At 70.1% G+C, this 12,428-nt stretch carries 12 protein-coding genes; 8 read left to right on the top strand and 4 right to left on the bottom strand.

Features of this window, described 5'->3' with window-relative positions; translation table 11 throughout:
• The first annotated feature begins 20 nt into the window (after positions 1 to 20).
• The 7 genes from AB0K05_RS42860 to AB0K05_RS42830 all read left to right on the top strand — a co-directional run bounded on the left by AB0K05_RS42860 (position 21) and on the right by AB0K05_RS42830 (position 6,453).
• On the top strand, positions 21 to 533 hold the full coding sequence (locus AB0K05_RS42860) for a flavin reductase family protein (protein WP_364237337.1): 513 nt from the start codon (positions 21 to 23) through the stop codon (positions 531 to 533).
• A 6-nt stretch (positions 534 to 539) separates the two neighbouring features.
• Entirely contained in the window at positions 540 to 1,613 is a 1,074-nt protein-coding gene (locus AB0K05_RS42855; RefSeq protein ID WP_148029790.1) for an LLM class flavin-dependent oxidoreductase, read from the top strand.
• Positions 1,610 to 2,488, top strand: a complete 879-nt coding sequence (locus AB0K05_RS42850) for an SMP-30/gluconolactonase/LRE family protein (protein ID WP_219547917.1) — start codon at positions 1,610 to 1,612, stop codon at positions 2,486 to 2,488. The genes AB0K05_RS42855 and AB0K05_RS42850 overlap by 4 nt, the downstream gene beginning before the upstream one ends.
• Positions 2,485 to 3,570, top strand: coding sequence for an LLM class flavin-dependent oxidoreductase (locus AB0K05_RS42845; RefSeq protein WP_219547919.1), 1,086 nt, complete (start codon positions 2,485 to 2,487; stop codon positions 3,568 to 3,570). Before AB0K05_RS42850 ends, AB0K05_RS42845 begins: the two co-directional genes overlap by 4 nt.
• Positions 3,571 to 3,594: 24 nt before the next feature.
• A complete protein-coding gene (locus tag AB0K05_RS42840; RefSeq protein WP_345483026.1) occupies positions 3,595 to 5,130 on the top strand; it encodes an AMP-binding protein in 1,536 nt (511 codons plus the stop codon).
• A 91-nt stretch (positions 5,131 to 5,221) separates the two neighbouring features.
• Positions 5,222 to 5,884: a TetR/AcrR family transcriptional regulator gene (locus AB0K05_RS42835; protein ID WP_148029794.1), complete on the top strand. Its 663-nt coding sequence runs from the start codon at positions 5,222 to 5,224 to the stop codon at positions 5,882 to 5,884.
• Positions 5,885 to 6,093: 209 nt separating this feature from the next.
• A complete protein-coding gene (locus tag AB0K05_RS42830) occupies positions 6,094 to 6,453 on the top strand; it encodes a hypothetical protein (RefSeq protein WP_148029795.1) in 360 nt (119 codons plus the stop codon).
• Between the two features lie 61 nt (positions 6,454 to 6,514).
• On the opposite strand, the gene AB0K05_RS42825 is transcribed toward AB0K05_RS42830, so the two are convergent.
• The 3 genes from AB0K05_RS42825 to AB0K05_RS42815 form a co-directional block, all read right to left on the bottom strand.
• The gene (locus AB0K05_RS42825; RefSeq protein ID WP_364237331.1) at positions 6,515 to 7,156 is read right to left on the bottom strand and encodes a DedA family protein; all 642 of its coding nucleotides are present in this window, start codon (positions 7,154 to 7,156) and stop codon (positions 6,515 to 6,517) included.
• 178 nt (positions 7,157 to 7,334) lie between these two features.
• A complete protein-coding gene (locus AB0K05_RS42820) occupies positions 7,335 to 8,273 on the bottom strand; it encodes a sigma-70 family RNA polymerase sigma factor (protein ID WP_219547926.1) in 939 nt (312 codons plus the stop codon).
• A gap of 10 nt (positions 8,274 to 8,283) precedes the next feature.
• Positions 8,284 to 9,474, bottom strand: coding sequence for an FAD-dependent oxidoreductase (locus tag AB0K05_RS42815; protein WP_364237328.1), 1,191 nt, complete (start codon positions 9,472 to 9,474; stop codon positions 8,284 to 8,286).
• Between the two features lie 215 nt (positions 9,475 to 9,689).
• Here AB0K05_RS42815 and AB0K05_RS42810 point away from each other — a divergent pair, with 215 nt between their 5' ends.
• Positions 9,690 to 10,601 carry a CAP domain-containing protein gene (locus AB0K05_RS42810; protein WP_364237326.1) on the top strand — a complete coding sequence of 304 codons (912 nt, stop codon included), beginning with the start codon at positions 9,690 to 9,692 and terminating at the stop codon, positions 10,599 to 10,601.
• A 13-nt stretch (positions 10,602 to 10,614) separates the two neighbouring features.
• Here the strand turns inward: AB0K05_RS42810 and AB0K05_RS42805 are convergent, their stop codons facing one another.
• The gene (locus AB0K05_RS42805) at positions 10,615 to 12,207 is read right to left on the bottom strand and encodes an FG-GAP-like repeat-containing protein (protein WP_364237323.1); all 1,593 of its coding nucleotides are present in this window, start codon (positions 12,205 to 12,207) and stop codon (positions 10,615 to 10,617) included.
• Positions 12,208 to 12,428: the final 221 nt, after the last annotated feature.

The following is a 12,428-nucleotide window of genomic DNA, read 5'->3' as shown; positions in this document are numbered from 1 at the left end:
CCCGTCGGCCAGCGGTCGACATGTTCGACTCCGATCGGTTCCGGCAAGTGATGGGCCACGTCCCGACGGGGGTGGCCGTGGTGACGGCGATGACGCGACAGGGCCCGGTCGGGCTCACCGTCGGGTCCTTCGTCTCGGCGTCACTGGACCCGCCGCTGGTCGGCTTCCTGCCGGCCCGGACGTCCACGACCTGGCCGCTGATCGTGCCGCTCGGCACCTTCTGCGTGAACGTCCTCGGCGAGGACGACGAGAGCCTGTGCCGCGGCTTCGCGCGATCGGGTGGCAGCAAGTTCGACGGGGTCGACTGGACCTTGTCCGAGGCCACCGGCTCGCCCGTCATCTCCGGGGCGCTGGCCTGGTTCGACTGCGCCTTCGAGCACAGCTACCCGGCCGGTGACCACCTGTTCGTCCTGGGCCGCGTGCTCGACCTCGGCGTCCGCGCGCAGGGCCGACCCCTGATCTTCTGTCATGGCCGCTATCAGCAACTGGCCACGGGCTCCACGGCCGGCAGCGCCGTATCCTTTGGAGGATAAATCCCCATGCGTGTAGGTATGACCTGCATCTTCGAAGGTCACGAGAACGCGACCGACGACGAGATCTACCAGACGGAGCTCCGCCTGGCCGACCTCGCGGAACCGCTGGGCTTCGACGCCCTGTGGGGCGTGGAGCACCACTTCACGTCGTACACCATGATCCCGGACGTCCTGCAGTTCCTGACCTACATGGCAGGACGCACCGAGCGCATCCAGCTCGGCTCCGGCGCGGTCATCCTGCCCTGGCACGACCCGATCCGGGTCGCCGAGCAGGTCGCCGTCCTGGACATCGTGTCCAACGGCCGGTTCGTCTTCGGTCTCGGCCGGGGCCTCGGCCGCATCGAGTTCGAGGGCTTCGGCATCCCGATGGGCGAGTCCCGTGAGCGCTTCGTGGAGGCCGCCGACATCATCATGTCGGCCCTGGACACCGGCATCCTGGAGTACGACGGCAAGTACTACCAGATCCCGCGCCGCGAGCTGCGCCCGAAGCCGGCGCGCAGGTTCGACGACCGCCTCTACGCCGCCGCCGTGTCGCCCGAGTCGGTGCGGATCATGGCCGACATCGGCGCGGGCATCCTGATCAATCCTCAGAAGGACTGGATGGAGGTCGCCGAGGACCTCGCGGGCTACCGGGCCACCTTCAAGGAGATCAAGGGGGTCGACGCGCCGGCCCCGCTGGTCACCGGCTGGGTCTGCTGCGACGAGGACCCGATCAAGGCCAGGGACATGGCCCAGGAGTACATCGGCGGCTATTACGAGTACGTCCTGAACCACTACGAGCTGGGCGGGCGGCACTTCGACACCACGCTCGGCTACGAGTACTACCAGCGGCTCGCCCGCTCGATCCAGAAGCACGGCTCCGACCGCGTCGTGGACAACTTCATCGAGCTGCAGATCTGGGGCACCCCCGACCAGTGCCTGGAGCGCATCGTCGCCATTCAGGAGAAGGTCGGCAACGACGGGTTCAACGGCGTGTTCAACTTCGCCGGCATGACCCCGGAGACCGCCGAGAAGAACCTGCGCCTGTTCGCCGCCGAGGTCATGCCGCGGGTCAAGGCCCTCGGACCGGTCCGGCCATGACCAGCCCGGGGTTCCGGGTCGTCACCGGCGGCCTCGGCTTCCCCGAGGGGCCGAGCCATCTGGGCGACGGGGCCGTGGCCGTGGTCGAGATGCAGGGACAGGTGGTCACCCGGGTCGCGGCCGACGGCGGCAAGACGGTGCTCGCCCGGCTCGGCGGCGGGCCCAACGGCAGCGCCCTCGGCGCCGACGGCGCGATCTACGTCGCCGACAACGGGGGCCTGTCGGCGACCCGGTCCGGCGGCTACTGGCACGCGCCCGAGCCGGTCGACGGGCGTGTGCAGAAGGTGCTCGACGGGCAGGTCACGGTGGTCGCCACCGGCCTGCCGGGGCCGCCGCCGCACCGTCCCAACGACCTGTGCTTCGGCCCCGACGGCCGGCTCTACGTCACCGACTCGCACAATTGGGAGGACCTGCGCGGCCTGAAGCCCGGCCGGATCTGCGCGATCTCCCCGGACCGTACGATCACGCAGGTCGCCGAGGTCCCGGCGATGCCCAACGGCATCGCCTTCGGGCCGGACGGCCGGCTCTACGTGGCCCAGTCGATGACCCGCAAGATCCTGGTCTTCGACTGGTCGGCCGGGACGGGCCTCGGCGACCCGCGGGTCTTCGCCAAGCTTCCGGCCGGCTCGCCCGACGGCATGTGCTTCGACGCCGACGGCGACCTCTACGTCTGCGGCAGCGTCGGGCACGTCATCTTCGTCTATGACGCCGTAGGCGCTCTCAAGCGGACCATCGAGGTCCCCACGGGAGCACAGCCGACCAACTGCTGCATCGGTGACGGTCAGCTCTATGTCACCTTCTCCATGACCGGCGAGCTGGTCGCCTACGACCTGCAGGTGACCGCGCTGCCACTGCACGAGGGAGTTATCACATGAAGTTCGGCCTGATGTACGAGATCCCCGTGCCCCGCCCGTGGAACGACCGCAGCGCGTACGACGCCTTCGAGAACACGCTGCGCCAGATCGAGCTCGCCGACCGGCTGGGGTTCCACAGCGTCTGGACGGTGGAGCACCACTTCCTCGGCGACTACTCCCATTCCTCCGCGCCCGAGGCGTTGTACGGGGCCATCGCGGCGCGGACCAGGAACATCCGCATCGGCCACGGGGTCCGGCTGCTGCCCTTCCCGTACAACCATCCGGTGCGCGCCGCCGAGGCCGCGGCCACCATCGACATCATCTCCAACGGCCGCCTGGAGTTCGGCACCGGCCGGTCAGGCACCCGCATCGAGCTGGAGGGCTTCGGCATCAACCCCTCCGACACCCGCCCGATGTGGGAGGAGGCCCTTGACGTGATCATGGGGTGCTGGACCGAGGAGACCTTCTCCTGGGAGGGGGAGTACTTCAAGATCCCGCCGCGGGGCGTGGTTCCCAAGCCGCTGCAGGCGCCGCACCCGCCGCTGTGGGGCGCGTCCTCCAGCTCCGACAGCCATGAGCTGATGGGCGAGAAGGGCATCGGCCTGCTGTCGTTCTCCGTCGCGTCGGGGCCGGAGACCCTGGTCAAGCGGTTCGGCCGGTACCGCGACGGCATCCGCCGCGCCAAGCCGGTCGGCAAGTACGTCAACGAGCAGATCGCCACCTTCACCCAGGTGCACTGCGCGGAGACCACCGAGGACGCCTACGCCGAAGCCGGTCCCCGCTTCGGGTGGTACGTCCAGGAGTCGTTGAAGAAGATCGCCGAACTCGGCGACTGGAAGGACGGCACCCAGCTCGGCAGCTACGAGTACGCCAAGCGGCTCCTCGGCGGTGTCGACCTGAACACGCTGGACTTCGACTACCTGCTCAAGAACGACGCGGTGATCGTCGGCAACCCCGACCAGTGCGTCGAGATGGCCAAGCGGTACGAGGCGGTGGGCACCGACCTGCTGCTCTGCCTCGTGCAGCCCTATGACATTCCGCATGAAAAGGTCATGAAGTCGATCGAGCTTCTCGGTACGCACGTGCTGCCGGAGTTCTCCTGACCTTTGACTCCAGATGGGGTGCCGATGTCCATGCAGCGCACGAGCCGCACCGGTGACTGGATCCGGATCCACGCCCGGAACACGCCGAACAAGCCATGCTTTGTGACCGATACCGATTCGTACTCCTTCGCGGAGGTCAACAGCCGCGTCAACCGGGTGGCCCACGAGTTGCGCCGCATGGGCGTGGTGAAGGGCGACCGCGTGGCGCTGTTCGCCACCGACTCCACGAGCTACATGGAGGTGCTGCTCGCCTGCATGAAGCTGGGCGCGGTGTACGTCCCGCTGAACTACCGCCTCGCCCGGCCCGAACTGCAGACCTTGCTGCGCACCGCCGAGGCCAAGGTGCTGTTCTTCAGCGAGCGGTACGCCTCGATGGTGGAGTCCGTCGACGTGCCGACGCTGACCGCCGCGATCTGCTTCGAGAAGTCCCCCGTCGCCGACCGCGACTACGGACAACTGCTCGCCACCGGCGAGGATCACGAGATCGACACGGTGATCAACGACGACGAGCTGATGTGCCTCGCCTTCACCAGCGGCACCACCGCGCTGCCCAAGGGCGTCATGCACCACCAGCGCATGGTCAAGCACATGACGTTCCAGTGCATCCTGGAGCGGCGGCTGCCGGCGGAGGCGTTCCACTACTCCCCGGCACCGCTGTTCCACGCCGCCGGCATGTGTTACGTGCTGTCGGGCGTGGCCCGCGGCAACCCGTCGCTGATCCTGGACGGATTCGACCCCGCCACGGTGCTCAAGTGGCTGCGCCGTGACGTGCTCCACGGCGTCTTCCTGGTCCCGACCATGATCGAGATGCTCCTGCAGGAGCCCGGCGTCGAGAAGGGCGACTACCACAACCTGCTGTCGATCGCCTACGGCGCGGCCCCGATGTCGCCGAGCCTGCTCCGCAGGGCCATGAAGACCTTCCGATGCGACTTCATGAACCTGTTCGGCGCCGGGACGGAGGCGGGCCTCCAGACCGTGCTCACTCCCGAGGACCACCACCGGGCGCTGAAAGGCCACGAGCACCTGCTCGGCTCGATCGGCAAGCCCGGCATGGGCGTGGACCTGCGGCTGTGCGACGAGGAGCTGAACGACGTCCCGGACGGCGAGGTCGGCGAGATCGTCACCAGGTCCGACGCGGTGATGGCCGGCTATCTCAACATGCCGGAGGCGACGAACGAGGTGCTGGTCGACGGCTGGTTCCGGGGCGGCGACCTGGCCCGGCGGGACGAGGAGGGATACCTGTACCTCTCCGGGCGCAAGAAGGATATGATCATCCGCGGCGGGGAGAACGTCTACCCCGTCGAGATCGAGCAGGTGCTGAGCGAGCATCCGGCGGTGCTGGAGGTCTCGGTGGTCGGCGTCCCGGACGAGCGCTGGGGCGAGATCGTCCGGGCGCACGTGGTGGTCGCCCCCGGAGCCTCCTTCGAAGAGGACCAGGCCAGGGACTTCTGCCGCGCCCGGCTCGCCGGCTACAAGGTGCCGGAGACCTTCCAGATAGAGCCGGACCTCCCGCGCAACGCCAGCGGCAAGGTGCTGAAGCGAGTCCTGCGGGAACGGTGACGGCCACCGCGGCGGGGGCGCCGGCCCCCGCCGCCTGCGCTATCATCAACGTTGCTGTTTATGCGAGTCGAGCTGAGGGAGGGGGACACCGATGGCTCCTCGAGAACGGCGCCCACCGCCGCCGAGCGACATCGCCCGCCGCCGGATGGAGCGACGCCTGGCCAGCGGCCGCAAGTCCGACGCGCGGTGGAAGGAGGTCCTGGAGGGCGCGGGACGCGTCTTCGAGCAGTTGGGCTACGCCCAGGCCACCCTGGAGAACGTGGCGGCCGAGGTCGGCATCAACCGGGCGACTCTCTACTACTACGTCGGCACGAAGGAAGAGCTGCTCGTCGCGCTGCTGCACCAGCCCATCGAGCAGATGCGCGCCGAACTGGAGCGGATCGTCGCCGAGGAGGCGACCGCGCCGGAGAAGCTGGTCAGCGGGCTGCGCGCGTACGTGCTGGCCATGTCACGCCGCCCGGAGCTGTTCATCTTCATGCGGGAGAACCTCGACCAGGTGGTGAACGGGGGCGAGGCGACCGACATCAAGGAGAACGCCGACCGGTGGGGCCGCTTGCTCGCCCAGGTGATCACGGAAGGGGCGAAGGCCGGGGAGTTCCGCGACGACATCGACCCGACCGTGGCCGTGATGGGCATCGTGGGCATGTTCAACTGGACCTACCGGTGGTACGACCCGCAGGGCCCGCGCAGCCTGGTGGACATCGGCGAGGACTTCATCGAGATGTCGCTGTCCGCCCTTTCCCCGGGCCGCTGACCCGGGTGCCGACGCGAGGCGCGCCCGCTCCCGCGAGGGGCGCCCCGTTCACTTCTTGACGTGATCGGGCTCTGGACGCGGAGAGTAATTGCATGGATACTCTTCGTGTCAGGCCCTTTCGCCCCCGTCACCGCTCTCCAGCACCGCATTCGCCGGCGTGTTTCGTGCTGCCCGGAGTGCGTCACCAGGGGCACGCAAGAAGGAGAGTTATGCAGTTCAAGAAGCTCCTGACCCTTCCGCTCGCCCTGCTCGCGGCGGGCGCGTGCGTGACCACCGCCGCCGCGGCCAGCACGACGAACGTCCCCGCCGCGGCGGCCCGCCAAGCGGCGCTGCCCTCCGGCTACCAGCTCGTGACGCTGCCCAACGCCAACGTCCCCAACTTCCAGCGCCGCACGCTCTACTGCCCCGGCGGCAAGAAGGTCCTCGGCGGCGGCGCCGAGGCCCGCGGCAACAGGGCGATCCTGGTCGGCTCGTTCCCCACCGATGACGGACGCGGCTGGATCGGCATCGGCCGCCAGGACGGCTACAACGACGTAGGCATCAGCGTCTTCGCCATCTGCGCCGACTGACCCGCGCGCCGTCGGCCCCGGCCGGACCACCCGGCCGGGGCCGACGCGTATCACCGACGGCTCACGCGCGCTCGTCGTCCCCGTGATCCGTCGCCGCCCGGCGCCGGCGCCGCAGCACCGCCACCGCCGCCGCCACCAGCGCCACAGCCGCGAGAAGCAGCCACGAGAAGCGCCCCAGGAGCCCTTCCAGGTGAGCGGCCCACGCCCCGGCGAACGCGCCCAGGCCGACGTACACCGCCGACCACAGCAACGACCCTGCCAGTGACGCCGGGAGGAACCGGTTGTAGGGCAGATGCGCCGCCCCCGCCGCCGCCGGCGTGAGTGTGCGGACGACCGGGACCAGCCGGGTGAGGAACACCGCCGCCGCGCCGTGACGGTGCAGCGCGTCGGTCGCGCGATCCCAGTGCCGCACCCCGAGCCGTCGCACCGCCCGCGTATCCCGCATGCGACCGGCGTACCGCTGTCCGAGCCAGTAGCCGACGTGGTCGCCGGCCGTGACCCCCAGCGCGACGATCAGCAGCAGGGCGGCGAACCGCCCGGGGGTGGTGGCGGCGACCCCCAGCAGCAGCACGCCCGTCTCGCCGGGCAGGACCGAACCGACCCCCAGCCCCGACTCGGCGAACGCCATCGCTCCGGCCACCAGCCCGATCAGAGGGAAGGGGAGATCGCTCACCGCCTGAACGCCCTCAGCGATCCAGTCCACCCGGCGCCCTCCCATGCGCTTCCGGGGCCGCTGGTACGAGTGCTGAGAAGAGGAACGGTGGTGCGTGCATCCGGATCATGGTGGCACGCGGCGCGGCGCCTGCCATCAGGGAGAGCCCTGACTCGGGACCTGGGCCCGTACGGAATCATCCCTACGGGTCCTGGGAGTTCAGGCCGGGTCACCACTCGGTGACGAGCGGCGTGTCCCGGTCGTGCTGCCGCCAGGCCGCGGCGAGGCGGGCGAGGCGGGCGGGGGCGGCGATGCCGCGCACGGTCGCGATCTTGCCGTCGGCGATGTCGAACGACATGGTGCCCACGACCCGGTCGCCGACCACGAAGAGGGCCGCGGGGGCGCCGTTGACCACCGCGTAGTGGATGGCGGACGTGCCGCCGGCGAGCCGCCGTTTCGCGGGAGTGGATCTGAGACCGGCCCGTACGACGGCGGCGACGCGCCGCGCAGTGTCGACCCGCAGCAGCGTCTCGGTCAGGCCGGCGCTGTCGGAGACCGCGGTCGCGTCGTCGGTGAGCAGCGCGACCAGCCGCTCGGTGCGGCCCGAGGCGGCGGCGGCGAGGAACTCCTCGACGATCCCGCGGGCGGACTCGGGGTCGATCTCGCCGCCGCCGCGGCGCGCGGCGGCGATGCGCTGCCGGGCCCGATGGAGGTGCTGCTGGCTCGCGGACTCGGTGATGTCGAGGATCTCGGCGATCTCGGCATGGCTGTACGAGAACGCCTCGCGCAGCACGTAGACGGCCCGCTGGACGGGGGACAGGCGCTCCATGAGGGTCAGCACGGCCAGGGACACCGACTCGCGCTGTTCGTAGGTGTCGGCCGGGCCGAGCATCGGGTCGCCCTTGAGCAGCGGTTCGGGCAGCCACACGCCGACCGCGCGCTCGCGCCTGGCCCGCGCGGAGCGGAGCCGGTCGAGGCACAGATTGGTGACGATCTTGGTCAGCCACGCCTCCGGCACCTCGATCCGGTCGCGGTCGGCTGCCTGCCAGCGCAGGAACGCGTCCTGCGCGGCGTCCTCGGCGTCGGCGGCGGAGCCGAGCAGACGGTACGCGAGCGAGGCCAGCCGGGACCGGCTGGCCTCGAACTGCTCGGTGGCGAAGGCGTCCACGCGGCCGACTCTAGGCAACGGCGGCCTCGGCCGAGCGATCGGGCCGGGCGGCCAGGCGGCGCTTCCTGGCCGGCATGCCGAAGGTCGGGTGGCTCATGCTCCAGGCGGAGCTCCTGATGATGCCCTTCTTCAGCAGCGCGGCCGTGCGGCCCCGCAGGGACCAGGCCTTGGGCCGGGCGTCACCGTCGACCAGCTGGAAGATCGCGTCGCGCCGCCCGAGGCTGATGTGGTTGCCGTAGTACTTCAGCGTGGTCGACGGGACCTCGCGGCCGGTCAGCCGCCCGACGATCGCCTCGACCGCCTGGATGCCCGTGAAACCGGCCGAGGCGCACGACATCGGCAGCGGCAGGCCGTTCTCGCCGACGGCGTGGACGCTGTCGCCGGCGGCGTAGACGTCGGGGTGCGAGACCGACCGCATGGTGCGGTCGACGACGATCCGACCGGCCTCGGTGACCTCCAGCCCGGCGGCGGCGGCGATGGGGCCGACCGCGAACCCGGCCGTCCACACGGTCGCGTCGGAGGTCAGGGCGGTGCCGCCGGCGCACAGCACCCGCGCCGCTTCGACGGCTTCGACGCCGGTGTGCTCCAGGACGGTGATGCCCAGCCGGTCGCAGGCCTGGCGCAGGTGGCCGCGGGCTCCGTCGGAGAGCCGGGCGCCCAGCTGTTCGCGGGCGACCAGCGTGACCGACAGGCCGGGCCGGGATTCGGCGAGCTCGGTGGCGGTCTCGATGCCGGTCAGCCCGTCGCCGACGACCAGCACGTTCCCGCCCTCGCCCCGTCTTTCCAGGCCGTCCAGGCGTTCGCGCAGGCGCAGCGCCGAGGCCCGGCCGGTGACGTCGAAGGCGTGCTCGGCCACGCCGGGGACGCCGCCGGCGACGTGGCTGCCGAGCGCGTAGAGCAGCGTGTCGTAGCCGAGCTCGCCGCCGGCGTCGGCCACGGTGACGACCCGGCGCTCGGGGTCGACGGCGGTGACACGGGCCAGGCGCAGCCGTATCCCCGTGCCCGCGAAGACATCTTCGAGTCTCCGGGTCTCCAGCTCGTGCCCGGCCGCGAGCTGGTGCAGCCGCATCCGCTCGACGAAGTGCGGCTCGGCGTTGACCACGGTGATCTCGGTGGCCGCCGGGGACAGTCGCCGGGCCAGGATCCCGGCCGCGTGGGCCCCGGCATAGCCGGCGCCGAGGACGACGATGCGGTGCTTCATGTGGTGCTCCTGTCGGTGCGCTTGCTTCCGGTGACTTGAGCGGTGCGGCACTCCGATTGCTGACAGGAACCGCGTATGGCATGGGTCACACAGACCGCCCGACCTTTGGTGGACACCGCTTACGGGGTGAAATGTCCGTATTGTCGTGACAAGTCAGTATCGGAACCGGCAGAATGCGGGACCACCAGCGTCTCCCCTCCCCTGGAGGAACCCTCATGCGCCGAACCCTAGGGGCACTCGCCGTGGTCGCCGGCCTCACCGCCTGCGCCCCGTCCACCAGCGGAGCGGCGCCCGAGGTGACCGAGCCGGCGGGCGGCGCCGCGCCGGCGAAGACCGAGGAGGCGACTCCCGAGCCGGCCCCCGAATCGGACGAGTGCCGCGTGAGCGTGGTCAAGCCGGGCGTCTCCGCGCTCGGTATCCGGGCCTCGGCCGTGCGCCGTGGATGTGAGCACCCGGCGCTGCTGCGCGTCCGGGTCATGCGCGCCGTCCCCGGCGACGATCCGGTCATCAAGAGCGGCGCCACCAGGAAGGGCCGCATCACCCTGAAGCTGCCCTGCGAGCCGGGCACGTACTACACGGTCGCCACCGACTACCGGGGCGGCACCGCGAAGTCCAAGGCCACCCGGGTGACCTGCGCCACCCCCACGCCCACCCCCACCCCCACCCCGACCCCTACGCCCACTCCCACTTCCACCAGGGAGACGCCGGCTCCCGAGAAGAAGGAGGCCGTCCAGTCCGTCGGCACGGTGCTGGAGAACGAGGTCGTCCGGCTGACCAACGCCGAGCGGGCCAAGGGCGGCTGCGACCCGCTCAAGCACGACGCGCGGCTGCGTAAGGCCGCGTCCGGGCACTCGGCCGACATGGCGGAGAACGACTACTTCGACCACGACTCCCAGGACGGCCGCGACATGGCCGACCGCATCCGTGCGACCGGCTTCACCGGCTCCGCCTTGGCCGAGAACATCGCCATGGGACAACGGTCGGCGGCCGAGGCGGTCCGGGGCTGGATGAACAGCGAGGGCCACCGGCAGAACATCATGAACTGCTCGTACACCCTCATCGGGGTGGGTGCGGCCAAGAACGCGCAGGGGCAGATCTACTGGACACAGAACTTCGCCGCCCGGTGACTCGGCGAAGCCGCTACCAGTTGCCGAGGACGAGGCGTCCGTCGACGGGGCCGAGGGCGTAGGGGCCGGAGGTGTACCACTTGCCGGCGTAGGAGACGCCGTTCTTCCAGACGTGGTAGCTGAAGGTGCCGTCGGAGTTCTGGTAGGTGGCGACGATGTCGTCCTTGCCGTCTCCGTCCACGTCTCCGGAGGCGACGCGGTTGCCGACGTTGGACATGGTCCAGCCGCCGGAGGTGTAGTCGGAGGCGCGGCTGAAGGCGGATCCGCTGGAGGTCCACCGGTAGATGGTCATCGATCCGTCGCCGTCGTCGCGCATCATGGCGGGCTCTGCCTTGCCGTCACCCGTGAGGTCAGCGACGACGAGGCGTCCGTCGACGGGGCCGAGTGCGTAGGGGCCGGAGGTGTACCACTTGCCGGCGTAGGACAGGCCGTTCTTCCAGACGTGGTAGCTGAAGGTGCCGTCGGAGTTCTGGTAGGTGGCGACGATGTCGTCCTTGCCGTCCCCGTCGACATCCCCGGAGGCCACCCGGTCGCCGACATTGGACATCGTCCAGCCGCCGGAGGTGTAGTCGGTCGCGCGGCTGAAGGCGGACCCGGTTGAGGTCCACCGGTAGATGGTCATGGAGCCGTCGCCGTCGTCGCGCATCATGGCCGGTTCTGCCCTGCCATCACCCGTGAGATCGGCGACGACGAGGCGTCCACCGACCGGACCCAGGGCGTAAGGGCCGGAGGTGTACCACTTGCCGGCGTAGGACACCCCGTTCTTCCAGACGTGGAAGCTGAAGGTCCCGTCCGAGTTCTGGTACGCGGCGACGACATCGTCCTTGCCGTCCCCGTCGACATCCCCGGAGGCCACCCGATCCCCGGTGTTGGCCATCGTCCAGCCGCCGGAGGTGTAGTCGGAGGCGCGGCCGAAGGCCGATCCGCTGGAGGTCCACCGGTAGATGGTCATCGACCCGTCACCGTCGTCGCGCATCATCGCCGGCCCCTCGGTCCCACCTCCGCCGGCGTAGGGCCAGATCGTGTTGGCGATGATCTGGCCGTCGCCGGCCTGCTGCGGATACCTTTCGGGATATGCCGACACCTGGACGGCTTGGCACACTTCGCCGATCGGTGCTGTTCTCCAGCTGTTGTTGGGGTAGAGCCGGAGCATCTTGTTCAGGAACGCGTTGGTGGCCCACGTGGGGTCGAGACGCTGTTCGGCGCTTCCCCAGCTGTCCAGCTGCTGGAACAGTCCCAGGCTGGTGTGGTCGACCTTCTCGCTGATGTTCTGGATGCTGCTCTCGACGATGACGGTGGTCATCGCGATCGCCGCGGCTCGGAGGTCGAGCCCGCGGTCGCGGACGGCTTTGATGATCATTCGCGCGCAGGAGACGCGGTAGGCGGACATGTAGCCGCGCATCTTGGCGTTGAGGGTGCTGTTGAGCTGGGTGGCCAAGCTGGCGTCGCGCGCGGTGGTGCCGCGGGGGTCGCAAGGGGCGAGCTGGTACGCGGCCGCCGTGATGGGGGGCGTCGGATCGGCCAGAGCGGGATTCGTCGAGATGGCTAAACCGGTGATGACTGCCGTGCCCGTGATGCCGGCACGGAACATGAGAGATCTGAACATGGGGGGTCCTTCGCAGGGGGGAGGCCGCCGGTGCCGTCGGTGGAGGCACCGGGGGCGGACGTCATCCGCATGGGGCAGGTCCGGGCATCTCCGGCCCGGACCTGCTATCCAGACGTGGTGTCAGTTCCAGTTGCCGAGGACGAGGCGTCCGTCGACGGGGCCGAGGGCGTAGGGGCCGGAGGTGTACCACTTGCCGGCGTAGGAGACGCCGTTCTTCCAGA

The sequence above is a fragment of the Nonomuraea sp. NPDC049486 genome (assembly GCF_040676925.1).
GTDB classification, from domain to species: Bacteria; Actinomycetota; Actinomycetes; order Streptosporangiales; family Streptosporangiaceae; genus Nonomuraea; species Nonomuraea ferruginea.
This window is presented reverse-complemented; position numbering and strand designations above follow the sequence as displayed.

What these genes read in the sequence shown, in the direction of transcription:
- AB0K05_RS42860 (WP_364237337.1), top strand. Translation starts at nt 21, where the DNA reads ATGTTCGACTCCGATCGGTTCCGGCAAGTGATGGGCCACGTCCCGACG.
- AB0K05_RS42855 (WP_148029790.1), top strand. Translation starts at nt 540, where the DNA reads ATGCGTGTAGGTATGACCTGCATCTTCGAAGGTCACGAGAACGCGACC.
- AB0K05_RS42850 (WP_219547917.1), top strand. Translation starts at nt 1,610, where the DNA reads ATGACCAGCCCGGGGTTCCGGGTCGTCACCGGCGGCCTCGGCTTCCCC.
- AB0K05_RS42845 (WP_219547919.1), top strand. Translation starts at nt 2,485, where the DNA reads ATGAAGTTCGGCCTGATGTACGAGATCCCCGTGCCCCGCCCGTGGAAC.
- AB0K05_RS42840 (WP_345483026.1), top strand. Translation starts at nt 3,595, where the DNA reads ATGTCCATGCAGCGCACGAGCCGCACCGGTGACTGGATCCGGATCCAC.
- AB0K05_RS42835 (WP_148029794.1), top strand. Translation starts at nt 5,222, where the DNA reads ATGGCTCCTCGAGAACGGCGCCCACCGCCGCCGAGCGACATCGCCCGC.
- AB0K05_RS42830 (WP_148029795.1), top strand. Translation starts at nt 6,094, where the DNA reads ATGCAGTTCAAGAAGCTCCTGACCCTTCCGCTCGCCCTGCTCGCGGCG.
- AB0K05_RS42815 (WP_364237328.1), bottom strand. Translation starts at nt 9,474, where the DNA reads ATGAAGCACCGCATCGTCGTCCTCGGCGCCGGCTATGCCGGGGCCCAC.
- AB0K05_RS42810 (WP_364237326.1), top strand. Translation starts at nt 9,690, where the DNA reads ATGCGCCGAACCCTAGGGGCACTCGCCGTGGTCGCCGGCCTCACCGCC.
- AB0K05_RS42805 (WP_364237323.1), bottom strand. Translation starts at nt 12,207, where the DNA reads ATGTTCAGATCTCTCATGTTCCGTGCCGGCATCACGGGCACGGCAGTC.